Raw genomic sequence first — 24,650 nt, 5'->3', positions numbered from 1 at the left:
TATACTCTAATGGTAAACAAGCTTAATGAAAAGTCGCTTTTGCCTGTTGATGCGATTATTATTCTCTTGTTCTACGACGAAAAGAGCGCTAATAGCCCCAGTCATTGACTTGCAAAGCCTGAGAAAATGACAGGAGCCTAAACTTAAGACTATTAGGAAGCCCCATGAATCATTACTCTTTTTTTATGAAGGCCGGAAAGGTAATTGCTATCGTTACACCAAATGAGCAAGAGACCCAAAAGCTAATTGCTGCCGGATATGAAAAGCAATTTGAAGAGATTGAAGCCGTTTCAACAGAAAAAGCACTTGAACGCTTTGCTAATATTCGCGGTGAAGAGGTTAAAAATATCTACGCACTTACAGGCTCTGATATTTTGCTTGGCATTGTTGGTGCATTTGCCATGGTATTTAAATAAACAATAAGCTCTGTAGGTATATTTTCTGTAGCTATCTCTGAAAAAACACACAGTTTCATATAAAGTGTAAATGGTACTCTAATGGTATAAATTTTAAATAATTTAAAATCAACATTTAGCTTTTACCCAGTTTCATAGAGGTAATGTATGCAATGGTTAGCCGACTACTGGTGGATAATTTTACTCTTATTGGTAGGTATTATCTGGAATTCAGTCAAAGAAATGATGAAATTGGACCCCAAAAAGTTTTTAGATGACAAGCCAGAAATTCCCCCACATCAAGATAATAACCACCTTTGGGATGATGAAGACGATTGGCCTAAAGACAAGAAGAAATAACCTTTTGCTTTATTTCAGCTAAAAGCGCTGGTTGGTATTGTTTTACCTGTATACCAACCTCTTCTCTTACTCGTTGTAACCATTGCTTTTGCCCTGTCATACCAATATCCGCACAAATCTGTGCGATAGGCTCGCCTGACAGCAAGTGCCGTCTGAGCAGCGCAAGCCCGGCTGTTTCTTCCCTTAATAAACGCATAATCGCACTTTGGCTCGCAGAAATAGGCCGTTTAAACTCACTAAAACCGATCAGTTCTATCCAATCATCAGGGGTTAATTGCTGCTGCTCACTGGTTTCTAAAGCAAACTCAGACAGATCATTTCGCCAATAAATATCGCGTTTTAATTGCATTTCCCCTTGCTGGCAAAGTCGCCTTGCTCGATCTGATAGCGGTAATATCGCCATTGCCGTGAAACAACCACTACTCGCTTCTTTGTGCGAACCTATTCGCATTAACCGAAAGCCCGCTTTTTGCCAAAATGCGACTAAGTCTGGTGTTAATCCAAAACTAACAGACAAAAAATCTAATCCTTGCTCTGTAGCAATTGCTTTCTGTTTTTCTAAAAGCGTTAAACCAATTTGGCGCCTACGGTGGTTCGCATCAACGGCAATACGCATCACTCGGCGAGATAGCCATTGTGCCGCAATAGGGAAATAACTATGAGCTGCTAAAGATTGGACAACTAAATTTCCTCTTGGTCGACGAAGCCCAGCCCATATTTGCCAGCTCAATGATTCGGTCAACTGTCCTTCATCTACCATCCATAATGCACCTATATAAGCACAATTATGAGACTCGGTTTTTGCCACCATAAAATGTTGCTGTTGGGCATCCAATAGACGTCGTAAATCTAATGGTGACGTTCGATAATGTGCACTCATCAATAAGCCATAAAACGCTTTTAATTGCTCATTATTTTCCGCTAATGATGCCTGGGTTAACGCTTTATATTCAATATTTCCAGCAAAAACCGTTTGAGTGACGGGTTCTTGCAGCAATAAAGCCTCATTGACCCATAATTCTAAGGGGTCATTAGCCGCATAGCGCATTGGGTTATCAAGTTGCAGTAAAGTGAAATGGGCTAAACTTGCACAGAATTTTAGCGTAAATCCACGCCCTGTTCCTTCATAGCCATCGACTGTCGTGGTTAATAAAACTCGAGGGAAATACCCCACTAGTTCTCGTAAAATATAATTAGGGATTGCAGAAGCTTCATCTATGATCAGCCAATCTGCGGTTATATTTTCATTGCTACGGCAGTATGCGAGTAAGCTATCTGGAGACCAAAAATTAATCTTTTTACCTGCATGCCGGCTTAAGACTTCCGTTGCCACTTTTGCAGGAGCACAACACCAACACTCTCCTGCAAAATGCTGTATTAACATCCCTGCTATTGCCGATTTACCGCGCCCCCTCGGAGCTATCAAGCCCCAAACTCCATGTTCCGCGCTTAATAATCGGCTAATTATTTGCTGCTGCTGTTCTGTTGGCTGGCCTGTCGGTGCTTGCCATAATGGTTTGTTTTTTAGTAATGAAAAATCAGGCTCATTCCCTTGTTTATAAAATAAAATATCGGGAGATGTTTGGAAAGTTCGCTGCAAGTGATGTACAAAATTCGGTGTCGAAATGAGCCCCAATTGTTCATTCCAGCGCAAGCTGTCTAGATCGGTATTTGTCGCCCACTCTTTTTGAGGCGCCGTACATAAAACTAACAAGCTCCCTGCTTTTAATGTGCCAGCAAGCATGGCTAGTGCTTCACTATGAAACCCTTTACGTACATCAAAAATGCCATGTAAAAATTCACGGCCCAATAATAGATGCGCATTTTCAGGGGAAACCCCTTGCGGTAAGTTTGATGAAATCGTTAACCAATCGCCATCAATAGCAACTTGAAGTTGTTTTAGTTGTTGTTCTACCCATGCATCGTCGCCAGAAAGAACCATAAGACGACGCATACCAACTATATGCAGTTGTTCTATAATGACAGGAAGTAATTTCACCATCGTAATACTATGATTTACCAATTAATAGTGACAAAATCCCAGCAGCGATTAAGGGCCCTACCGGTACACCACGGAATAAAGCAACGCCAATGACGGTTCCAACCAGTAAGCCTGCAACCGTAGACGGTTGATGGGACATTAATGTGACGCCCCTACTACCCAACCAAGAAACTGCGATCCCAATAACAATTGCCAAAATCGATTTCCAATTCAAAAATGAGCTTAATACCTCATTAGCCGTTATTTTACCACTCGCAATTGGAGCCATAACACCGATTGTTAAGATAAGTATCCCAATGGTTAAGCCATATTTTTCAATCCATGGAAAATAATTATTTAATGGTGTTATTCTGACCACCAATAAAAATAGCATCGCAAGGGTGACTGTCATATTATGACTAATGATACCTAACCCGGCTAAGACCAGTAAAATGATTAATGTTGGATCAACATGACTCATAGATTTGTCCCTGTAAAACGCACAATTATAATTTATTAGCAGCAACTAGGCTGATTTAAAAACATGTTATTGGCTCATCATCAAAGAAGCAAATATTAACGCCAACTCTTTTTATTTTTACGGCGACGATATTTTTAATTAATAAAAAATCTCACTATCTCCACACAATTAATTAACTAAAATGCGACATTTTAGCTGTTCTTTATTATCTATTTAATACTTTTTAAAAGATGTATTCTCAGCATATTTCACGGTAACAAGCTTAATTGTACAAAAATTAGCATGGCAATACAGATAATCCCCACCACCAGTAAAACTTAAGCTAAATATTCGGAATATTCATCACTGTTTATTTTTTTATTTCTGCGTTTTTCTTATATTTATCATGATAAAAACTAACTTGTAGTGCCTTTTGCTGAAGATAGGTCTAAATATCTTTACAACCAGACAATCCATCTCAATTGCGTATAATAATCACAGATAATTAATACAGAAAAATCATAACTTAGCATTATTTATAATTTTAATGATTTAAATGGTTGTGCGACGCTCTGCATAAGCACAATTATTAGGATTAAGAATATGAACCAATCTTTATCGCCCTATTCAAACGCGCGTTTTATTGCTATTCGTTTAATCCCTGGCGAAGACGCACTTTTAACATTAAGACATAAAATTGAGCAACATGGCCTACAAGCTGCGTTCATTGCTAGCAGTGTCGGCAGCTTAACTGACGTTGCACTACGTTTTGCAGGCCAAGAAGAGACCTTTCAAACAACAGGTAAATTTGAAATTGTTTCATTAATTGGCACTTTAGATGCCAAAGGCGAACACCTGCATTTAGCTGTCTCTGATGAGCAAGGGCAAGTCCTCGGTGGTCATATGATGCCAGGTTGTACGGTCAGAACAACATTAGAGCTGATTATTGGGGAACTGGAAAAGGTAAATTTCATTCGTGAACCTTGCCCGTTATCAGGTTATGAAGAACTTATCATCACTTCTCGCTAATTTTATTATTCCATTACTGTAAGGAATGACTTTGTCATGGGTAAAACGTCGATTATTTCTAGTCGTACACTGACTTTAATTGTTTTTTCTATTGCCATTAATATGGTTATTGGCCAATTAAGTTCAATGCTAAAACTGCCTATTTTTCTGGATTCTATAGGAACGTTAATTTGTGCGTTATTAGCAGGCCCTTGGGTTGCGTTATTAAGTGGTTTATTAACTAATTTATTATGGGGTTTACTCAGTGGGCCAATTGCCGCTGCATTTGCACCTGTTGCGATGATGATTGGACTCAGCGCTGGGTTATTAGCTCGCGCAGGTGGTTTTCGCACCTTACCAAGAGTGGTTTTATCCGGTGTAGTGATTACTTTTGCATTAATGATAGTTGCTGTTCCTATACGTACATACTTATTTGCAGGAACAACCGGTAGCGGAGCAGACTTTTTTGTCGCGTATTTCCATGCTGTTGGCGATAACTTATTAGAATCAGTGGCAATTACGGTATTAGGCGCCAATATTGCGGACAAAGTTGCATCTGCCATTATTGCTTGGCTACTCGTTCGACAATTACCAGAATGTGTCCAACGTAATTATCCAAATATGGCGAAGGTCAGTTAAATGCATCCATTCACCTCGCTGACAATTTGGTTTTGGCTCAGTGTAAGTTCGCTTTTCTTACCTCTGAACTGGCTATTAATTGTGCTAGGTTGCAGTACTTTCGCTGCTTTATTATTTTGGCGACCTGCACGTCATCGTTGGCGCATTGTTGCATGGATTATGCTCCCCATGGCGGCAGGGCTTTGGTTAATTCACGGGGGTTGGCTAGCTCAACAATTAACCGGGGATGCCTTAAAAAATAGCCGTCCTGAATTTGCACTAGCATTGTGGTTTAAGTTATTAACGATTATTAGCGCTTCTCAGCTTTGGTTGCAATATGTACCGACTGAACGCTTTATTCGTGCGTTGTTTGCTAGCCGTTTACCTGCTAGTTTTGCATATCTACTCGCGGGTCCGTTATTGCTTGCAGAACAATTTCGTCAGCAATTAAACACCATCCGTGAGGCACAATTGGCAAGAGGCGTCCCTCTTGACGGGCGCTTTTGGCAACGTGTTACATCATTACCGGCCCTATTATTTCCACTTGCCAGTAATACTCTTAGTGATCTGAGTATTCGTGGAGCCGCATTAGATATGCGTGGTTTTCGCTATTGCGCTAAACGCACGACATTGAACCCACCTACGGATAGTTCATTCCAAGCCCTACTTAGGTATGGGCTAGTTTTGTTAATTTTTATTGAAGGTGGTCTCTCTCTATGGTGGTGAATCTACAACAAATGCGCTTCATTCCACAAAGCGCGGAGCTGTCCTTATTAGGACCGATAGATCTTCAGCTTAATGCAGGCCAATGGCTATGTGTATTTGGCGGTAATGGCAGCGGGAAAAGCACACTAGCGCAAATACTTGCAGGTTGGCATAGTGACCTTATTCAAGGGAAAATAGAAGGAACCGCTGAAGTATTACAAGTTCCCTTAGCTGACAGCTCTGTGGTTCAGGTATCAGTATCACGCCAACTTGTTCAGCAATCCCCCCAATTACAACTCTCGGGTTGCGCGTTTACCGTTGAACAAGAAATTGCGTTTGGGCCTGAAAACCTTGGCTTGTCACCCAGTGAAATTAGTCAACGAGTTGAACACGCGATTGCGCTCACGTTTTGTGAAGCTCTACGTACGCGCCATCCTGCGACATTATCGGGTGGTGAAGCACAACGCGTCGTGTTAGCAAGTGCATTAGCGATGCAACCTAAACTCCTCTTGCTCGATGAAGCCTTTAGTCGGCTAACACCCAGTGCAACACAACGTATTTTAGTGCAATTGCAACACTATACAGAACACACAAACTGCAGCATTATTTTTTTTGAACGCAATTTATTACCTGCCATCAGTTTCTGTGATTCATTCCTTTTGTTGAGTACTGGCAAAGCCTTTTTAGAATCTGGGAAAGTGGTTGCTATAGGCTGTTTGGATGATGTTTTTCTTGATGCTATTGAAACAATCAATATGCCAGAGGCTTGGCGTGCTATAGGTGAACTGGTCAAATTAGGGCATTGGCGAGACACAATTCCCCACAATGAAGCGCAATTGCTACAGATGTTTAAGGAGCGGCATGTTACAGCTTAAAAACCTGAGCTATCGTTGGCCAAGCTCTACTATTGATAATATACAATCTTTATCTCTATCTATTCACCCTGGTGAATGGGTCGCTTTAGTTGGGAATAATGGCGCAGGTAAATCAACATTATTACGCCTGCTCGCAGGGTTATTGCGCCCTACACAAGGTGATATTCAGCTTGATAGCCAGCCGCTTAACCTTCTTTCCTCACCACAAAGAGCCAACCATATCGGTATTTTATTCCAAGAAGCTGAGAAACAAATTTTTCATAGTTGTGTGCGTGATGAGATTGCTTTTGGTTTAAAACGCCAAAGATATCATAAACGTGATATTCACGCGCGAGTACAGCAAGCACTTGAAATTTGTCACTTAGTCGATGTAGCAGATAAACACCCTTTAGATTTACATGCAGGCCAACGCAGGATGGTTGCTGTTGCCTGTTTAGAGGCCGTTTCACCTAAGTTATTGCTGCTTGATGAACCAAACCGTGACTTCGACGCTTTTTGGCTGCGCAAATTTGAACATTGGCTAACCTTGCAACGCGAAAAAGGGGTAACCGTCGTTTCTATTAGCCACGACCTTGATTTTGTTGCCCGCCATTTTCAACGCGTATTGCATTTATCAAATGGCCAACTCATCGCTGACGGTCAGCCAACGGAAATATTAAGCCATCCAGAGTTACAAGTCGAAAGCCCATTGCCCGCGCCTACGTTGACGTCACTTAGTCAACAACTACAAATAAAGACTACTGATACCGCCCTCTCATCATGGATTACACATTTTATTAGCCAACAATCACCCTCGATTAGCGACTAAAAAAATAGCCTGCAATGCAGGCTAAAATCTCATTCAAATTATAGGAAATTGATTAATCTAGCTGTACGCCAATACGGCGTGCGACTTCTTCGTAAGCTTCGATTAAGCCACCAAGGCTCTGACGAAAACGGTCTTTATCCATTTTATTGAGCGTTTCTTTATCCCATAAACGGCTGCCGTCTGGTGAAAACTCATCGCCTAATACCACTTGGCCTTTATACAAGCCAAACTCCAGTTTAAAATCGACTAAGATTAACCCTGCATCCGCAAAAATCTTACTGAGTACTTCATTGGCTTTGTAGCTTAGCTCACGCATTTTTGCCAAGTTTTCTTTGCTCACCCAACCAAAGGTTTCACAGTACGATTCATTCACCATTGGGTCGTGTTTGGCATCGTCCTTTAAAAATAAGTCAAATAGTGGCGGATTTAACACCATGCCTTCTTCAACACCTAAGCGTTTTACTAGTGAACCTGCGGCACGGTTACGGATCACACACTCAACAGGCACCATATCTAACTTTTTCACCAGGGCTTCTGTGTCAGACAATAATGCTTCCATTTGTGTTGGAATACCGGCTGCTTCTAATTTGCTCATAATGAAATGGTTAAATTTGTTATTTACCATACCTTTACGGTCAAACTGCTCGATACGCTCACCATCGAGTGCTGATGTATCATTACGGAACTCCAGAACCAGTAGATCAGGATCCTCTGTGGTATAGACTGTTTTTGCCTTACCACGATACAACTCAGCTTTCTTTTGCATCTTACACACTCCAGGGATGTGATTAAACTAAACAAAAATCAACCTGCACAGCAGATTCAGATAAGTAACAGAAGAACAAAAACCAATTAAATGGCCTATTCATTGTTAATTTTCTGCTCTGTTTCAGTCAGTTACTGAAATTCACCATGTGAAACGCTAACTAGCTGATATTCAATATTTTATAATTCACTGTTAATCATGATAATAAAATTCCCGAGCAGACGCAAACGATTACTTAACCATAAACACTGATTTTTTGTCCATTTGTTTTAGGTGAAAACATGAAAGATAAAATTAGCCTACCAGAGAAGGAAAATTCAAATTGATGAAATGCTATTTAATAACTAACTAAGTATATAGATTACGAGTAGCATGAAATAAACAAAATACAGAGTTGATAACCACCAGCCTATGCGTATGAAGCTTAATATCTTTACCCCAATACAAACCCATCCAATTTAAATAAAAAAACCGCAGCTTGTATTTAAGCTACGGTTTAATTAGTCATCTCAAAATGTTGAATGATTACTTTTTGGCAGGCGCTTTACTAAATGCTGCTTTCAGCGCTGCAACCATTTCATCATTTTGTTTTTGTGTTAAAGGCACACCTTTGGTGGTGATAAATTGCAGTGTACTACGGTTATTTAAGTCACCAACCTGCACTTTATAATCTGCTTCTGGCACAGTTGGGTCATCAATACCCAAAGCCTGCCATTCTGAGCTGCTTAAACCTTTGTAAGTTACCATCACAGAACCACTTGAGCGCGTACGGTCACCCACTTTCATACCAACACTTTCTAAGGTGTGAGGTAAACGTTCCCATACTGCATCAAATGGCGCACGAACCACAACTAAAGGTAAGCCAGTATCATCACTACCGGTTTGAACATCAATGATACCGTAGGCATTTTGGATACTATTTTTGTTTGAAGTATCACGTAACGTATATAAGTTATCGGTTAATTCATTCAATAACAGCTTGTTATAACGTTGAGTTTCGACAACATCCGTAATTGTCTCTCCCCCTTGACGTAAGCCTAAGCTAGTTACCGTTAATGCCATCATACCGTTTTCTGGCTGCACTGTAACTTTATGGCGACTCTCAATCGGTACGTTTTCATCTGCGCGATCCCATTTCACCCAATCGGTTTCAATTGAGCGAGAGCCATCGTCTTTAGATGAAACTGGAATCCCTCTTTGCTCTAAGATCATCGTAACTTGTGACCAAAGTGCACTATTTTCAGGTGTATTTTCTAGCAACAAACGACTTGCTTGAGCGCTATCCTCTGTACGAGAACCCGCTAATTGCGAAATTGTCAGTACTGGTGGACGAATGTCTAACGCTTTTCCTATTGCCCCTGTTGATGTGGCTTTAGGGATATCATACTCACCATTTTGTTCTGGTAATGTAAGCCCCTGTGGCACATTCAACACTTTCAATGGCGCAGCATTGAGATATTCCTCATCACCACTGACCTGACGTTTATAGCGCTGATCGCTGGAGCAGGCTGCCAGTAACACAACAAGTGACAGGCCAGCAACCTTCATAACCTTCGATTTTTGCAATAATGTTGCCATTAAAATTCCCTAAATTTTACAGTAATCCAGCGAGTTTCAAGGCTTCCTCAACTTTTTGCTGGCCCGAGGTGGTTAACGGTGTCATTGGCAACCGTAATGTCCCATCTGCAATCAGACCTAAGCGATGACAGCCCCACTTCGCTGGAATTGGATTTGGTTCAACAAATAACTGAAGATGAAGCCCCATCAGTTTTTTATTTAATTCACGCGCCTCAGTATATTTGCCTGCAAGCGCTAAGTCACACATTTTTACCATCTGTGCGGCCGCAACGTTAGATGTGACCGAAATAACGCCTTTACCACCTAGTTGCATGAAATCAAGCGCCGTTGCGTCATCACCTGTTAACAGTACAAAATCATCATCAACCAGTTCTTTGATTTGATGAACCCTAGCTAAGTTCCCTGTTGCCTCTTTAATTGCAACAATATTCGCCAGTTTTGCTAAACGCCCCACAGTTTCAGGCAACATATCACAGCCAGTGCGTGATGGTACATTATAAAGAATCTGTGGCAAGCTGGTGTTTTCTGAAATTGCCTTAAAGTGTTGATATAGCCCTTCTTGAGAAGGCCTATTATAATAAGGTGTTACCGTCAGGCAAGCAACCACACCGCTGTTTTCAAACTCATTTGTCAAAGAAATAGCTTCAGCGGTAGCATTTGCACCGGCTCCTGCAATAATAGGAATACGACCATCTGCTAATTCAAGCGTCGCTTTCACGACATCCACATGTTCTTTGTGCGTTAAGGTTGCTGATTCGCCAGTTGTACCAACAGAAACAATCGCAGTTGTTCCACTTTCAACATGATAATCCACCAACTTTTTCAGGCTCGCTTTATCTAAACGCCCTGCCGAATCCATTGGTGTAATAACTGCAACAATGCTTCCCGTTAAAAAATCTTTATAATTTGCGTTTCCATTAGCCATAGCGATACCCCCTTAATAATTGAACTACCATGTTACTTTTTCATTTCAAAGAAGAAAACCACCCAATAGCAAGAATTTAATGAATTTTGTTAATGCCGAGGACATTAACTTAAATAGAAGTAATAATTCACTGATATTTCTCGCAAGAGTCTATTTACCCCCTTGGCAGATTGCCTTTTTTATGGTTTCCTTACCCTCATAGCCAGTCAGTTGTTAGCGCTAGAATTTTACTGCTATATTCTAATTAAATGTTTAACTGATATAATTAAAATACTAAGGAATAGACTTTGCCTAAGACTGAACAGCAATTTCTTGTCATTACTGCGCTGGGAACAGATCGTCCGGGCATTGTGAATACTATTACACGTCTCGTCAGCGAGTGTGATTGTAATATTGAAGATAGTCGCTTAGCGATGTTTGGCAAGGAATTCACCTTCATTATGATGCTCTCCGGCAGTTGGAATGCTATCACCCTTTTAGAAGCGACATTACCACCTAAAGGCGCCGAGCTCGACTTGCTTATCGTAATGAAAAGAACTCAGAGTGTGCAAACAACCTATTACCCATCGACAGTAACAGTGAATGTTGTTGTCGACGATGCACCTCGTATTGTCGAGCAATTCACAAATTTATTCACAACTTCGCAGTGTAATATCGCAGAGCTTGTTTCTAAAACACAACCAGCCAATAATGATATGCCCGCTCAACTGGAAATTCAGATTACTGCACACGATCCGTTGGACGATAATGGCATAATTATAAAAAATAAATTTCAACAACTATGTACAATGCTAAATGCTAAAGGCAACATAAGTATTGTTAACAACCCCAACATGCAAAGTTAACGGAGATATATTTAATGAACCCATTGAAAGCCGGTGATAAGGCGCCTCAATTTAGCCTTCCTGACCAAGATGGTGAGCTCATCAATCTTTCTGATTATCAGGGTCAGCGCGTATTAGTTTACTTTTATCCTAAAGCGATGACTCCTGGCTGTACTGTTCAAGCGTGTGGTCTACGTGATGAAATGGATACACTTAAAGCGAAAGGTGTCGAAGTATTAGGTATTAGCACAGACAAACCAGAGAAACTATCTCGTTTCGCTGAAAAAGAGATGTTGAACTTCACTTTGTTATCAGATGAAGACCACCAAGTATGTGAGCAATTTGGGGTTTGGGGTGAAAAACAATTCATGGGGAAAACCTATGATGGGATTCATCGCATTAGCTTCCTTATTGACCCTACTGGGAAAATAGAGCACGTCTTTGACAATTTTAAAACCAGTAACCACCACGAAATCGTGCTTGATTACATCAATACACACGCTTAATCGTTACTTCTTAGTGCTGTATGCCCCCATACAGCACTATTACTAACCTAGTTCGTTGACTCCGTTGGCTCTTCCGGCCAGACATGAATAACCGCTTTAATCAGTGTTGCTAAAGGTATTGCAAAAAACACGCCCCAAAAGCCCCATAACCCACCAAACACCACAACAGATAAAATAATCACTAGTGGATGTAAATTCACGGCTTCAGAAAACAATAAAGGCACCACAACGTTGCTATCCAAACCTTGAATAACTAAATAAAACAACATTAAGTACCAAAATTCACTACCAATACCGTACTGAAAGAGCGCAACAATAACCACGGGGATCGTGGCTGCGACCGCACCAATGTAAGGGATTAATACCGCTACCCCGACAAGAACCGACAGCAATACGGAATAGCGCAAGTCAAAGTAAGCAAAACATAAATATGTTGCCACCCCAACAATCACCATTTCAGTAACTTTTCCTCGCAAATAATTGGTGATTTGTTCATTCATTTCGACCCAAACTTTACCCACTAACAAACGATTTTTCGGTAACAGCTTGAGGAAGCTTTTGCTAATACGCTCTTTATCTTTTAAAAGAAAGAATGTCATCAACGGCACTAGAACTAAGTAAACTGCTAAAGTAAAAATACCTATTAATGAAGCAACTGACGCTTTAACCACAGAGTCTGCAATACCCGACATACGGCTACGCAGGTTATCTGCCATCATATCGATAATGCCGACATCCACTAGTGCTGGATATTGCTCTGGCAGTTTTTGTGCAAATTCATTGAAACGGTTAACCATATTTGGCAGATCGGCCATCAAATTAATCCCTTGCTGCCATGCGGTTGGTGCAATAATTAAAATAACCATGGCACTTATTCCGGCGAATAAGGTCAAAATAATACCGACAGCAACTGAACGGGATAACCCTATGCGTTGTAATAAATTGGTTGGCCATTCAAGCAAATAAGCTAAAGCAATTGCCGCCAGCAATGGAGCCAGTATACTGCTGAAAAAGAAGATGATCACAAACCCTGATACGAGTAATGTAAAAAGGGCTATGGCTTGTGGGTCAGCAAAACGCCGACGATACCACTGTAAAAACAATTCCAGCATTTATTGCTCCTAGGGAATAACACAAAGGACAGTTCCTAAAGTAACGAAAATTATACCGAAGAACAGATTTTACGATAGCTTTTGCTATCATGTGTTTTAAACTTTTCGTATTTTTAAGTGCCTTACTTAAAGCACACCCGAAATAAAGTCGGTACTTACCCTAAATTAAAATGTTGTATGGGATACTCACGTTTCATGAAGAAAAATTTAAAATATCCATTATTGGCTTTCATGATCGCTGCGCTAATGAACGGTGCAGTATTACCTGCTTATAGTGCAATTGAAGATACCTTACCCGATATAGGAACCACAGCAGGAGGCACACTTAGCATCAACCAAGAAATTATTATGGGAGATGCTATTACACGCCAAATACGTGCCAGCACCCCTCTTATTTATGACCCATTGTTAACCCAATATGTTAACAAACTTGGCATGCGGTTAGTGAAAAATGCCGACTCAGTTAAAACACCGTTTAAGTTCTATTTAGTCAACAACCCCAATATTAACGCATACGCCTATTTTGGGGGCAATGTAGTGCTACACTCAGCATTGTTCCGATACAGCCAAAATGAAAGTCAGCTAGCATCCGTCATGGCGCACGAAATATCTCACGTTACGCAAAGGCACCTTGCGCGAATGATGGAAGACCAAAAAAGCACCACTCCTCTCGCGATTGCAGGGACGATTGGTTCTTTGCTGTTAGTGATGGCGAATCCTCAAGCCGGTTTTGCCGCTTTAACAGGCACAATGGCTGGGGTTCAGCAAGGTATGATCAGCTTTACCCAAGCCAATGAACAAGAAGCTGACCGTATTGGTTTACAGACATTAAGGCGCTCTGGCTTTGACCCGCATGCGATGGCTGATTTTATGCAAACAATGTCAGACCAAACTCGCTATATGTCAAAGCCCCCTGAAATTCTATTAACGCACCCCTTGCCGGATAGCCGTTTAGCTGATGCCAGAAACCGATCGAACCAATACCCTAAAGTGAGTGTGCCATCATCACTGGACTTTATGTTAGCCCGAGTTCGTATTTTGGCTATGTATAGTACCGAGCAAAAACATGCTTTAGACCAAATCATTGAAAACTATGGTAAAGGTTCTGCACAAGAACAAATTGCAGCGCAATACGGTAAAGCGCTACTACTTTCTCAAGACAAAAAGTACGCAGAAGCAGGAAAAATCCTGACAGAGCTATTAGCGAAACAACCCGATAACCCTTGGTTTATCGATAGCATGACTGATGTCGACATTGAACAACATCAAGTCTCTAGAGCGGTCTCTCGTTTACAGAATGCTTTGAGAAAATCACCGAAAAATACCGTATTTATTGTCAACCTAGCTAACGCATTAATTAATAATCATCAATATAAAGAAGCAACAACCTTACTGAATAAATATACGTTTGATTACCCTGATGACCCGATTGGTTGGGATTTACTGGCAGAAGCGTCCGCAAAACAAGGTAAGCGTACCGAAGAACTTGCTGCTTACGCAGAAGGGATGGCGTTACGGGGTAACTATGACACTGCAATTAATTATCTCAGCGATGCTAGCCGTCAAAGCCGTTTAGGCAGTTACGAACAGCAGCGTTATGACGCTCGCATTGATGCGCTTAGAAAACTACAATTACGTGACAAAAATGCAAAACCGTAAGGAGTTATAATAATGACGGATTCGATTAAGATTTACCACAACCCACGCTGTTCTAAAAGCCGTGAAACCTTAGCCCTTTTAACTGATAAGGGTATCTCCCCCACGGTGGTCGAGTATTTAAAAACGCCCCCAACGGTCGCTGAAATCAAAAAACTCCTTAAAATGTTAGGCTTTAAAGATGCTCGTCAATTAATGCGCACCAAAGAAGAGTTGTATAAGGAATTGAATTTAAACGATGACAGCTTAACTCAGGATCAACTCATTAAAGCAATGCATGAAAATCCTAAATTGATTGAACGCCCTATCGTTGTTAATGGTGATAAAGCACGTTTAGGTCGTCCGCCTGAGCAGGTTTGTGAAATCTTATAAACTCTATTTTGGCAGCTATATGGCTGCCAACTCATTTAATCAACTAGAGTTTTAAAATATCTTTTACGAAAGGAATCGTTAATTTTCGCTGAGCGACAATTGATGCGTGGTCAAGTTTGTTTAAGATATCAAACAACGTTCCCATTTTTCTATCTAGACGTTTTAATACGAAACGACAAACATCTTCCGGTAATTCAAAACCACGAATACGAGCGCGTAATTGCAGTGCCCAAATCTTATCTTCGTCACTCAGTGGGTGCAGTTTATAAATTTGCCCCCAATCAAGGCGAGAGGCTAAATCGGGTAATTTCAGTTCGATTTGCCGAGGAGGCCTGTCCCCAGTAATTAATAGACAGGTGCGACCAATTTCCAAAATACGGTTATACAAATTGAAAATCGCCATTTCCCACTCTTCATCACCCGCGATGCACTGAATATTATCAATACAAACGAGTGATAAATGTTCCATACCGTCTAGTACTTCAGGAACAAAATACGCACGTTTATCCAAAGGAACATAACCGACTGCAATGCCTTGTTCAGACAGCTCTGCACAAGCTGCGTGCAGTAAATGGCTTTTCCCGCCGCCTTCACGCGACCAATAATAGATATAACTGCCATGGGGTTGATTAATAGCAGACTGAATAGCAGACAGCAACGCCCCATTTTCCCCTGCATAAAAGCTCGCAAAGGTTTCATCATCTGGCAGATATAGTGGTAATGAAAGCTGTGATGGTGTGTTCAGAAGCGCCTCTGGCTGTACAAATCAATTTTCATCTAGCAGTTTACCATAAAAAACACGGATAGATGAATAAGAACGGTGACCAAATGCCGTTCAAACAATTGAACGGCAATATGGAAAATTGTGTGGCTTATTTTTTATTGCTATCAAGCTCTTGGACTTCAGATGTCACAAACTGCTTTTCAGGCCTAACAAACGTTATAAAACGGAATAATAATGCCATAAAGATCCCAACTATCGTTGCTAGCGCCATACCTTTGAGTTCAGCTTGACCAATATGGATAACGGCTCCGCTCACACCAATAATTAAAATCACTGAGGTTAAAATCAAATTTTGTGGCTTGTTATAATCGACTTTTGAATCAATCAACACTCGAATACCTGATGCACCAATTACCCCGTACAATAAGAGTGAAACCCCGCCCATCACAGGAACTGGTACTAATTGGATAGCAGCCGCTAATTTACCAACACAAGATAATAAAATAGCAATAATTGCGGCTCCGCCAATTACCCAAGTGCTGTATACCTTGGTAATAGCCATGACCCCAATGTTTTCACCATAAGTCGTATTTGGTGTCGAGCCAAAGAAACCGGAAATCACCGTAGAAAACCCATTAGCAAACATTGAACGATGTAAACCTGGTGATTTCATTAAGTCACGTTCAACAATATTCGCAGTGACGACCAAGTGCCCTACGTGCTCAGCGATAACCACTAATGCAGCGGGCAAAATGGTTAAAATAGCAAACCATTCGAAGCGTGGAGTATAAAATGTAGGAATAGCAAACCACGGCGCTTCAATAACCGGGGTAAAGTCCACAATGCCCATAAAATAGGACAATGCATAACCCGCTAAAAAGCCAATCAAAATTGGAATAATAGATAAAAACCCACGGAAAACGACCGCGCAGAGAATAGTGACTGACAACGTGGTCAGGGAAATAATTAACGTGTTCGAATCAACCACTGCGCCATCTTTAGGTAATAGCCCAGCCATACCTGCAGCCGTTTGAGCTAATTCTAAACCAATTACGGCTACGATTGCCCCCATTGCTGCTGGGGGGAACATGACGTTTATCCACCCTCTTCCTGCAACTTTAACAATCAGTGCAACAATACAGAACAGCACGCCACAGATAATGAAGCCGCCAAGTGCCAGCTCATAACCTAATGGTAATAAAATCAGCACTGGGGAAATAAATGCAAAACTTGAGCCTAAATAAGCAGGAATTTGCCCTTTACAAATAAACAGATACAGCAGCGTTCCGATCCCATTAAACAGCAAAATTGTAGCGGGGTTTACACCAAACAGAATCGGTACGATAACGGTTGCGCCAAACATAGCAAATAGGTGTTGAAGGCTCAGTGGTATAGTTTGTAATAATGGTGGTCTTTCTTCAACACTGATGGTGCGACGTGTCATGTGGCTTTATCCTCTTTTAGCGAAATGGCTAATCACTGAATAAGCAGTGAGTCTCTACAATTAATCAAAAAAAAGCCGACTTCTCAGTCGGCTTATCATTATTTAGTACCAAATATCTTGTCGCCCGCATCACCGAGACCCGGAACGATATATCCCTCTTCATTTAAATACTCATCAATTGAAGCGGTATATAATTCAACATCTGGATGCGCAGCTTCCAACGCTTTTAAACCTTCAGGCGCTGCAACAAGAACTAAGATTTTAATCGAGGTACAACCCGCATTTTTTAATAAATCAATGGTAGCAATCATTGAGCCACCCGTCGCTAACATTGGGTCGACCACTAATGCCATACGTTCTTCAATGTTAGAGGCGAGTTTTTGGAAATAAGGGACAGGCTGCAGTGTTTCTTCATCACGATAAACACCTACTACACTGATACGTGCACTTGGAATGCTATCTAATACACCGTTCATCATACCAATACCCGCACGAAGAATTGGTACTACAGTGATTTTCTTACCTTTAATTTGTTCTATTTCTACAGGACCACACCAACCATCGATAGTCACTTTTTCAGTTTCAAGGTCAGCAGTTGCTTCATAAGTCAGTAGGCTACCAACCTCTGAGGCCAGTTCACGAAAGCGCTTTGTGCTTATATCATGATCTCGCATCAGGCCGAGTTTATGTTTAACGAGAGGGTGTTTTACCTCAACGATCTTCATGGGTTTCTCCTACTATTTAAGACGGCGGCGGACAAAAAAATCGCCGGATTATACCTCTTTTAGCTTTGGTTGCCACTAGATAACGCTTGATTTTGGTCAAAACAACAACGATTAACGCCATTTTTTTAAAAATTATACCTCATCTCAGTTAAGTTGAAATTGGTAAAACCGCAAATTTGATTTAAATAAATACATTTCTTATTTTGCTATACAACTTCTATAACGTTCTACCATTCTTCGATTATGCGTACCCAAAAATTTCCAACACAAAGCTATCGCAAACGTTTGCCTAGCCTGTTAGAATAATGTCAATGATGTTATTTTTCTCAAAAATGTAATTGCCTTGGGGGCCGTAGTGACTGATAAAACCTCTCTCAGCTATAAAGATGCCGGTGTTGATATTGATGCGGGTAACGCCTTGGTTGAACGTATTAAAGGTGTCGTAAAAGAAACCCGCCGCCCAGAAGTCATGGGAGGTCTTGGGGGATTCGGTGCATTATGTTCCCTACCGCAGAAATACCGTGAGCCTGTTTTAGTTTCAGGCACTGACGGTGTCGGTACCAAATTACGCTTAGCAATGGATTTAAAACGTCATGACTCCATTGGGATTGACCTTGTGGCTATGTGTGTCAATGACTTGATTGTTCAAGGCGCAGAGCCCCTGTTCTTCCTTGATTATTACGCGACCGGTAAACTAGATGTCGATACCGCTGCGAGTGTGATTACGGGTATCGCAGAAGGTTGTAAACAGTCAGGTTGTGCGTTAGTGGGTGGTGAAACCGCGGAAATGCCGGGAATGTACCATGGTGAAGACTACGATGTGGCTGGTTTCTGTGTGGGTGTTGTTGAACGCTCAGAAATCATCGATGGTAGCAAAGTGAGTGCTGGAGACGCCTTAATTGCTTTAGCCTCTAGCGGCCCGCATTCAAATGGTTACTCGCTGGTTCGCAAGATCCTCGAAGTCAGCCAAACCAACCCAGAAGAAACTCAATTAGATGGGAAACCTTTAGCTGACCACTTATTAGAACCAACACGCATTTACGTTAAAAATGTATTAGAGCTGATCGCAAACAGCGATATCCATGCAATTGCCCACATTACTGGTGGTGGTTTCTGGGAAAATATTCCTCGCGTACTGCCTGACAACACACAAGCAATTATTGACGGTAGCAGCTGGCAATGGCCTGCTGTCTTTAACTGGCTGCAGCAAGCTGGTGATGTGAGCACTCATGAAATGTACCGTACCTTCAACTGTGGTGTGGGGATTATTATTGCTCTACCACAACAGGAAGTTGAAAATGCACTTGCTCTGTTGAACAAGCTTGGCGAAAACGCATGGCAAATCGGTACAATTGGCGCATTACCAGCGGGTGAAGAGCAGGTTGTGATCCGCTAATGAAAAAAATTGTTGTCCTCATTTCTGGCAGCGGTAGTAATTTGCAATCATTAATTGATAGCTGCCGCACTGGGGCAATTGGCGCTCACATTGTTGCTGTCATTAGCAACCAAGCCAATGCTTATGGGCTTGTTCGGGCACAACAGGCTGGAATACCAGCCTGTTTTTTAGATGTCAAACAGTATACTGACCGCCAAGCATATGATGCTGCATTACTCGCACAAGTCGACCAATATCAGCCTGATTTAGTCGTATTAGCGGGTTTTATGCGTATCTTATCAGCCCAATTCGTCAACCACTTTGCGGGTAAATTACTCAATATCCATCCTTCTTTGTTACCGAAATACCCCGGTTTACACACGCATCGTAAAGCGCTAGAAAATGGGGATAAAGAACATGGCACATCCGTTCATTTCGTTACCGAAGAACTGGATGGCGGGCCAGTTATTTTGCAAGCTAAAGTGCCTATCTTTGAACAGGATAACGAAGACGATATTATCGAGCGGGTAAAAGCCCAAGAACATACGATTTACCCATTAGTTGTTGAGTGGTTCATTAGTGGCCGATTAACAATGCAAAAAGGTAAAGCTGTGTTAGATAACCGAATTTTACCGCAACAAGGTTACGCTAACGAATAATATTCGTGATGAGCAAAACGTCATTTCAAGGGTGGGTATCCACCCTTTTTCTTCGCATTCACATAAAAACACGATCGCAAGCTATTACATAAAAACATTAGCGTTGGGTAAAATGAATTATTTTTCAACAAGGTGATAATCTCTCTGTGCTGTGTCATTATTTTATCGCAAATAAATGTTATCCTTATAGTCGAAGAACAAAACATTTTTCCTAACTAAATAGAGGTATTTTTATGACGACCGGGCAAGTTCATCCGTTTAGGTTGCGCCCACTTGAACGTGAAGATTTAGCATTTATTCACCAGCTTGATAACAATGCCAGTGTTATGCGTTATTGGTTTGAAGAACCTTATGAAGCTTTCGTTGAATTAAGCGATCTTTACGATAAACATATTCATGACCAGTCTGAACGCCGTTTTATCGTTGAAAATGACAGTGAGAAAGTTGGCTTAGTCGAATTGGTAGAAATTGATTATGTTCACCGACGCTCTGAGTTTCAAATTATCATTGCACCGAGCCATCAAGGCCATGGCTATGCGAGTCGCGCTGCGAAATTAGCAATGGACTACGCGTTTTCCGTACTAAACTTATATAAACTTTATCTTATTGTTGATAAAGAAAATGTTAAAGCTATCCATATTTATAATAAACTAGGCTTCCATACTGAAGGCGAACTGATCGACGAATTCTTTGTCAATGGTCGCTATCACACCGCTATCCGTATGTGTATTTTTCAGCAACAATATTTTACGATGAAGCAACAATCTGCTAATCCAGAAAGTGTTATTACCCAAGATAAAGCAATTAAACAACACATTTAGCTAACTGACTGGTATCATAGCCATAAAGTAACAAGAGTCTAATACGGAGTTAGAATGTCCCAAGAACGTCTCTATCATGAAAAAGAGTTAAGCTGGCTGTCTTTTAACGAGCGTGTTTTACAAGAAGCAGCCGACAAGCGTAACCCTCTTATTGAGCGAATGCGTTTTTTGGGAATTTATTCCAATAATCTAGACGAGTTTTATAAAGTCCGCTTCGCCGACGTTAAACGCCGTATTTTAATTAATGAAGAACGCGGCTCGGCAAGCGGTGCTCGCCACTTGTTAAAGAGAATTCAGTCAAGAGTTGCCAAACAAGAACAAGAATTCGACATTCTCTATAATGACTTATTATTGGAAATGGCGCGCAATCAAATATTCTTGATTAACGAACGTCAAATTTCGCCTCGCCAACAGATATGGTTACGTCAGTATTTCCGCCAGAATCTGCGGCAGCATATTACGCCAATATTAATTAATCCTGATACCAATCTCGTTGAATTTCTAAAAGATGACTACACTTATCTTGCAGTTGAAATCATCAATGGCAATCAGATTCAATATGCACTATTGGAAATTCCATCCGATAAAGTCCCGCGGTTTGTTAACCTGCCTCCAGAAATGCCAAAGCGTCGCAAGTCAATGATCCTAATTGATAATATCCTTCGCTATACGCTCGATGAAATTTTCAAAGGTTTTTTTGATTACGATAAGCTCAATGCCTATTCGATGAAAATGACGCGTGATGCAGAGTACGACATCGCAACAGAGATGGAATCGAGCTTGCTCGAAATAATGTCATCTACATTAAAACAACGTTTAACCGCAGAACCCGTCCGTTTTGTCTATCAGCGTGATATGCCTGACGAAATGGTTGCTCTTTTACGTGAAAAACTGGGGCTATCCAGCGATGACTCCGTGATTGCCGGTGGCCGCTACCACAATTTTAAAGACTTTATTAATTTCCCTAATGAAGGAAATAAAAACCTATTAAACAAGCCATTACCAAGGCTGCGTCACCGCTGGTTTGATAACTTCCGTAACGGTTTCGATGCCATTCGCGAACGCGATGTACTGTTATATTATCCCTACTATACCTTTGAACATACTTTAGAATTATTGCGCCAAGCGTCTTTTGACCCGAATGTATTATCGATTAAAATTAATATTTACCGTGTCGCGAAAGACTCACGCATTATCGATTCTGTCATTCATGCCGCTCATAATGGAAAAAAAGTCACAGTGGTCGTTGAGTTACAAGCACGATTTGATGAGGCCGCTAATATTCATTGGGCAAAACGATTAACTGAAGCGGGCGTGCATGTTATTTTCTCCGCGCCCGGGCTTAAAATCCATGCAAAATTATTTATTATTTCACGCATGGAAGAAGGCCAAATCGTGCGTTATGCCCATATCGGTACGGGCAATTTTAACGAAAAAACCGCTCGGCTTTATACTGATTACTCCCTACTCACTGCAAATGAACTGATCACCAACGAAGTTCGTCGGGTATTTAGTTTTATTGAAAACCCTTATCGCCCAGTGACTTTCGATAATTTAATGGTATCACCACAAAATACACGTATTCGTTTGATGGCCTTAATTGACCAAGAAATCGAAAATGCGCTCGCTGAACGGCCCAGTGGTATCACATTAAAAATTAATAACTTAGTCGACAAAGAATTGACTGACAAACTGTACGATGCCTCCAATGCAGGTGTCAAAATTCGTTTATTAGTCAGAGGGATGTGCTCTTTAGTCGCCGGCCAAGTCGGCTACAGTGAAAATATTCAGGTAACCAGTATTGTTGACCGCTTTCTTGAACATGACCGTGTTTATGTTTTCACCAATGGGGGGGACGAAAAAGTCTTTATTTCTTCTGCTGACTGGATGACCCGCAACATTGATTACCGCATTGAAGTCGCCGTTAGCTTAGTCGACCCGCATTTAAAACAACGGGTATTGGATATTTTAGAGTTGCAATTTAGCGATACTGTTAAAGCACGTTATGTTGACAAAGATTTAAGTAATCATTATGTTCCCCGCGGAAATAAACGTAAAATTCAGGCCCAGCTTGCTGTGTATGATTATTTAAAATCAATCGAAACACCGGATACAAGAGCTTAAAAATATGCCAATAACCAACGCCTCAACACCGAGACCACAAGAAATTGCGGCTATAGATTTAGGCTCAAACAGTTTTCACATGGTCATTGCTCGCATCGTTAATGGTGCATTGCAAGTTCTTACACGGTTAAAAAAACGTGTTCACCTAGCTGATGGTCTAAGTGATACCAATGAATTAAGTGAAGAAGCCATGGAACGTGGGCTTGCCTGCCTCGCGTTGTTTGCCGAACGGTTACAAGGCTTTCCCCCTGAAAACGTATGCATTGTTGGCACTCATTCATTACGTGTAGCAACGAATGTAAAACTGTTTTTGCAGCGCGCTAAAGAAATCATGCCTTACCCTATTGAAATCATTTCAGGTCAAGAAGAAGCACGGTTAATTTTTATGGGCGTTGAGCACACTCAACCCGAAAAAGGTCGTAAATTAGTACTCGATATCGGTGGTGGTTCGACAGAGTTAGTTATTGGTGAAAAATTTGAGCCGCTTTTGATTGAAAGCCGCCGTATGGGCTGTGTTAGCTTTGCCCGTACTTACTTTCCAAATGAAGAAATTACCCCTGAATATTTCAATCGAGCCTACCTAGGGGCTTGCTTAAAATTAGAAAGCACCGCGATTTTATTTAAGAAACAAACTTGGGACGTTGCGATGGGCGCCTCGGGCACCATCAAAGCTGCCCATAGTGTGATACAAGAATTAGGCTATAAAGACGGTATTATTACACGGGAACGTCTTATCGAAATCAAGCAAATGGCGTTGAAATATAAGTCATTTAGCACCCTGAATATATTAGGCCTATCGAATGAACGTAAACACGTATTTGTTCCTGGCTTAGCGATTTTACTTGCCGTATTTGATTCATTAGAAATTAAAGAGTTACGTTTATCTGACGGTGCATTGCGTGAAGGTGTTTTATATGAAATGGAAGGCCGTTTCCGCCACCAAGATATCCGCCAGCGTACTGCTTTAAGCCTTGCTGAGCATTATAATATCGATAGAGAGCAAGCTAAACGCGTATTAAAAACCATGGAAGAACTCTATTTCCAGTGGGGACAACAAAACCCCAAGCAACTTAACCCACAACTGGAATCCATTTTAATATGGGCAGTTATGCTCCATGAGGTTGGGTTAAGTATTAATCATAGTGGTATGCACCGCCATTCTGCTTATATTTTGCAAAATACCAACTTACCGGGCTTCAACCAAGAACAGCAACTATTACTGGCAACATTAGTACGTAATCATCGTAGGGCTATTAAGTATGACGATATCCCTAAATTTAATTTATTTAAAAGAAAACAATTTATGCCGCTTATTCAAATTTTGCGGCTAGCCATTTTGTTAAATAATCAACGCCAATCTACCACAATCCCCTCTTCGTTACGGATAGAAACGGATGATGGGCACTGGACTCTCTATTTACCATCTGAATATCTCGTGCAAAATACATTGATGATATTGGATTTAGAAAAAGAAAGTGGCTATTGGGAAGATGTCCCCGGTTGGTCGTTAACTATTTGTGCAGAAAATGAGTGATTTGCGGCCATTATTGTAGTGATTTATGCTTATTCTTCATCACTGATGACTTTGAAATCACCGCTTATTTGACTCAACTATTTGATATATTATTTAAATAGGCGACAATAATGATAATAAATTTCGTCCGCTCGCAGACGAATTCATAAAAAGCGCTTTTGCGCTGCTATTGCTTTAAGGATTAAAATGTCACAACCTGCTTTTTCAATCGATGCGGTGCCAACAGTCAACCCGCACTCTCAAAAACTGGCACATATTCGCCAGCAAATCCTGACGCTATTTTTAGATGACGAAG

The 24,650-nt window shown here is 41.0% G+C and carries 24 protein-coding genes and 1 pseudogene; 16 read left to right on the top strand and 9 right to left on the bottom strand.

The genetic code is table 11. From position 1 onward, the window contains the following. Positions 1-164 precede the first annotated feature (164 nt). Together ACU696_RS12125 and ACU696_RS12120 are read left to right on the top strand one after the other, a co-directional pair. A complete protein-coding gene (locus ACU696_RS12125; protein ID WP_004911337.1) occupies positions 165-416 on the top strand; it encodes a hypothetical protein in 252 nt (83 codons plus the stop codon). A 147-nt stretch (positions 417-563) separates the two neighbouring features. Next, entirely contained in the window at positions 564-755 is a 192-nt protein-coding gene (locus ACU696_RS12120; RefSeq protein ID WP_109912443.1) for a YpfN family protein, read from the top strand. On the opposite strand, the gene ACU696_RS12115 is transcribed toward ACU696_RS12120, so the two are convergent. Both ACU696_RS12115 and ACU696_RS12110 read right to left on the bottom strand, forming a co-directional pair. Further along, the gene (locus tag ACU696_RS12115; RefSeq protein ID WP_209101595.1) at positions 736-2,757 is read right to left on the bottom strand and encodes a tRNA(Met) cytidine acetyltransferase TmcA; all 2,022 of its coding nucleotides are present in this window, start codon (positions 2,755-2,757) and stop codon (positions 736-738) included. The genes ACU696_RS12120 and ACU696_RS12115 overlap by 20 nt on opposite strands. 7 nt (positions 2,758-2,764) lie before the next feature. After that, on the bottom strand, positions 2,765-3,217 hold the full coding sequence (locus ACU696_RS12110; RefSeq protein WP_004911348.1) for a DUF441 domain-containing protein: 453 nt from the start codon (positions 3,215-3,217) through the stop codon (positions 2,765-2,767). Between the two features lie 582 nt (positions 3,218-3,799). On the opposite strand from ACU696_RS12110, the gene ACU696_RS12105 reads away from it, so the two are divergent. The 5 genes and pseudogenes from ACU696_RS12105 to ACU696_RS12085 all read left to right on the top strand — a co-directional run. Continuing rightward, positions 3,800-4,225 (top strand): PPC domain-containing DNA-binding protein, encoded by a 426-nt coding sequence (locus ACU696_RS12105; RefSeq protein ID WP_109912441.1) that lies wholly within the window; start codon positions 3,800-3,802, stop codon positions 4,223-4,225. A 36-nt stretch (positions 4,226-4,261) separates the two neighbouring features. Beyond that, positions 4,262-4,843: an ECF transporter S component gene (locus tag ACU696_RS12100; RefSeq protein ID WP_209101598.1), complete on the top strand. Its 582-nt coding sequence runs from the start codon at positions 4,262-4,264 to the stop codon at positions 4,841-4,843. Continuing rightward, positions 4,844-5,548 (top strand): energy-coupling factor transporter transmembrane component T, encoded by a 705-nt coding sequence (locus tag ACU696_RS12095; RefSeq protein ID WP_164528761.1) that lies wholly within the window; start codon positions 4,844-4,846, stop codon positions 5,546-5,548. Beyond that, complete coding sequence (locus ACU696_RS12090; RefSeq protein WP_109912440.1) at positions 5,539-6,402, top strand: energy-coupling factor ABC transporter ATP-binding protein; 864 nt, start codon at positions 5,539-5,541, stop codon at positions 6,400-6,402. The genes ACU696_RS12095 and ACU696_RS12090 overlap by 10 nt, the downstream gene beginning before the upstream one ends. Continuing rightward, positions 6,389-7,030: pseudogene (locus tag ACU696_RS12085) on the top strand (ABC transporter ATP-binding protein); the annotation flags it as partial. The gene ACU696_RS12090 and the pseudogene ACU696_RS12085, both read left to right, overlap by 14 nt. Positions 7,031-7,262: 232 nt before the next feature. Here ACU696_RS12085 and purC read toward each other — a convergent pair. From purC to dapA, 3 genes are all read right to left on the bottom strand, one after another. Next, positions 7,263-7,976, bottom strand: a complete 714-nt coding sequence (gene purC / locus ACU696_RS12080; protein WP_004911363.1) for a phosphoribosylaminoimidazolesuccinocarboxamide synthase — start codon at positions 7,974-7,976, stop codon at positions 7,263-7,265. 525 nt (positions 7,977-8,501) lie between these two features. Further along, on the bottom strand, positions 8,502-9,554 hold the full coding sequence (gene bamC, locus ACU696_RS12075) for an outer membrane protein assembly factor BamC (protein ID WP_004911365.1): 1,053 nt from the start codon (positions 9,552-9,554) through the stop codon (positions 8,502-8,504). A gap of 16 nt (positions 9,555-9,570) precedes the next feature. Then, positions 9,571-10,479 carry a 4-hydroxy-tetrahydrodipicolinate synthase gene (dapA, locus tag ACU696_RS12070; RefSeq protein WP_004911368.1) on the bottom strand — a complete coding sequence of 303 codons (909 nt, stop codon included), beginning with the start codon at positions 10,477-10,479 and terminating at the stop codon, positions 9,571-9,573. A gap of 287 nt (positions 10,480-10,766) precedes the next feature. Here dapA and ACU696_RS12065 point away from each other — a divergent pair, with 287 nt between their 5' ends. Together ACU696_RS12065 and bcp are read left to right on the top strand one after the other, a co-directional pair. Next, positions 10,767-11,324: a glycine cleavage system transcriptional repressor gene (locus ACU696_RS12065; RefSeq protein WP_004253549.1), complete on the top strand. Its 558-nt coding sequence runs from the start codon at positions 10,767-10,769 to the stop codon at positions 11,322-11,324. A 14-nt stretch (positions 11,325-11,338) separates the two neighbouring features. Further along, the gene (gene bcp / locus ACU696_RS12060) at positions 11,339-11,809 is read left to right on the top strand and encodes a thioredoxin-dependent thiol peroxidase (RefSeq protein ID WP_004911370.1); all 471 of its coding nucleotides are present in this window, start codon (positions 11,339-11,341) and stop codon (positions 11,807-11,809) included. Positions 11,810-11,856: 47 nt separating this feature from the next. Here the strand turns inward: bcp and ACU696_RS12055 are convergent, their stop codons facing one another. Further along, complete coding sequence (locus ACU696_RS12055; protein ID WP_004911372.1) at positions 11,857-12,921, bottom strand: AI-2E family transporter; 1,065 nt, start codon at positions 12,919-12,921, stop codon at positions 11,857-11,859. A gap of 195 nt (positions 12,922-13,116) precedes the next feature. On the opposite strand from ACU696_RS12055, the gene bepA reads away from it, so the two are divergent. Together bepA and arsC are read left to right on the top strand one after the other, a co-directional pair. Then, positions 13,117-14,580 (top strand): beta-barrel assembly-enhancing protease, encoded by a 1,464-nt coding sequence (gene bepA / locus ACU696_RS12050; protein WP_004911374.1) that lies wholly within the window; start codon positions 13,117-13,119, stop codon positions 14,578-14,580. A 12-nt stretch (positions 14,581-14,592) separates the two neighbouring features. Then, entirely contained in the window at positions 14,593-14,949 is a 357-nt protein-coding gene (gene arsC, locus ACU696_RS12045) for an arsenate reductase (glutaredoxin) (protein ID WP_109912437.1), read from the top strand. Positions 14,950-14,992: 43 nt separating this feature from the next. Here the strand turns inward: arsC and hda are convergent, their stop codons facing one another. The 3 genes from hda to upp form a co-directional block, all read right to left on the bottom strand. After that, a complete protein-coding gene (gene hda, locus ACU696_RS12040; protein ID WP_036957653.1) occupies positions 14,993-15,694 on the bottom strand; it encodes a DnaA inactivator Hda in 702 nt (233 codons plus the stop codon). 127 nt (positions 15,695-15,821) lie between these two features. After that, a complete protein-coding gene (gene uraA, locus ACU696_RS12035; protein WP_004253542.1) occupies positions 15,822-17,117 on the bottom strand; it encodes a uracil permease in 1,296 nt (431 codons plus the stop codon). A gap of 98 nt (positions 17,118-17,215) precedes the next feature. Next, positions 17,216-17,842, bottom strand: coding sequence for a uracil phosphoribosyltransferase (gene upp / locus ACU696_RS12030; RefSeq protein WP_004253541.1), 627 nt, complete (start codon positions 17,840-17,842; stop codon positions 17,216-17,218). A gap of 355 nt (positions 17,843-18,197) precedes the next feature. Here upp and purM point away from each other — a divergent pair, with 355 nt between their 5' ends. From purM to ACU696_RS12005, 5 genes are all read left to right on the top strand, one after another. Continuing rightward, on the top strand, positions 18,198-19,238 hold the full coding sequence (gene purM / locus ACU696_RS12025; protein WP_004911381.1) for a phosphoribosylformylglycinamidine cyclo-ligase: 1,041 nt from the start codon (positions 18,198-18,200) through the stop codon (positions 19,236-19,238). Beyond that, positions 19,238-19,876, top strand: coding sequence for a phosphoribosylglycinamide formyltransferase (gene purN, locus ACU696_RS12020; protein WP_109912435.1), 639 nt, complete (start codon positions 19,238-19,240; stop codon positions 19,874-19,876). Before purM ends, purN begins: the two co-directional genes overlap by 1 nt. Before the next feature lie 233 nt (positions 19,877-20,109). Beyond that, positions 20,110-20,697, top strand: a complete 588-nt coding sequence (gene speG / locus ACU696_RS12015) for a spermidine N1-acetyltransferase (protein WP_004911388.1) — start codon at positions 20,110-20,112, stop codon at positions 20,695-20,697. A 54-nt stretch (positions 20,698-20,751) separates the two neighbouring features. Then, positions 20,752-22,821, top strand: coding sequence for a polyphosphate kinase 1 (gene ppk1, locus ACU696_RS12010; RefSeq protein ID WP_109912434.1), 2,070 nt, complete (start codon positions 20,752-20,754; stop codon positions 22,819-22,821). 4 nt (positions 22,822-22,825) lie between these two features. Beyond that, positions 22,826-24,355, top strand: a complete 1,530-nt coding sequence (locus tag ACU696_RS12005) for an exopolyphosphatase (protein WP_109912433.1) — start codon at positions 22,826-22,828, stop codon at positions 24,353-24,355. Positions 24,356-24,650 lie beyond the last annotated feature (295 nt).

Source organism: Providencia sp. PROV_01 (assembly GCF_053098325.1).
The sequence above is the reverse complement of the archived record's forward strand: the minus strand, read 5'-3'. Positions and strand labels throughout refer to the sequence as shown.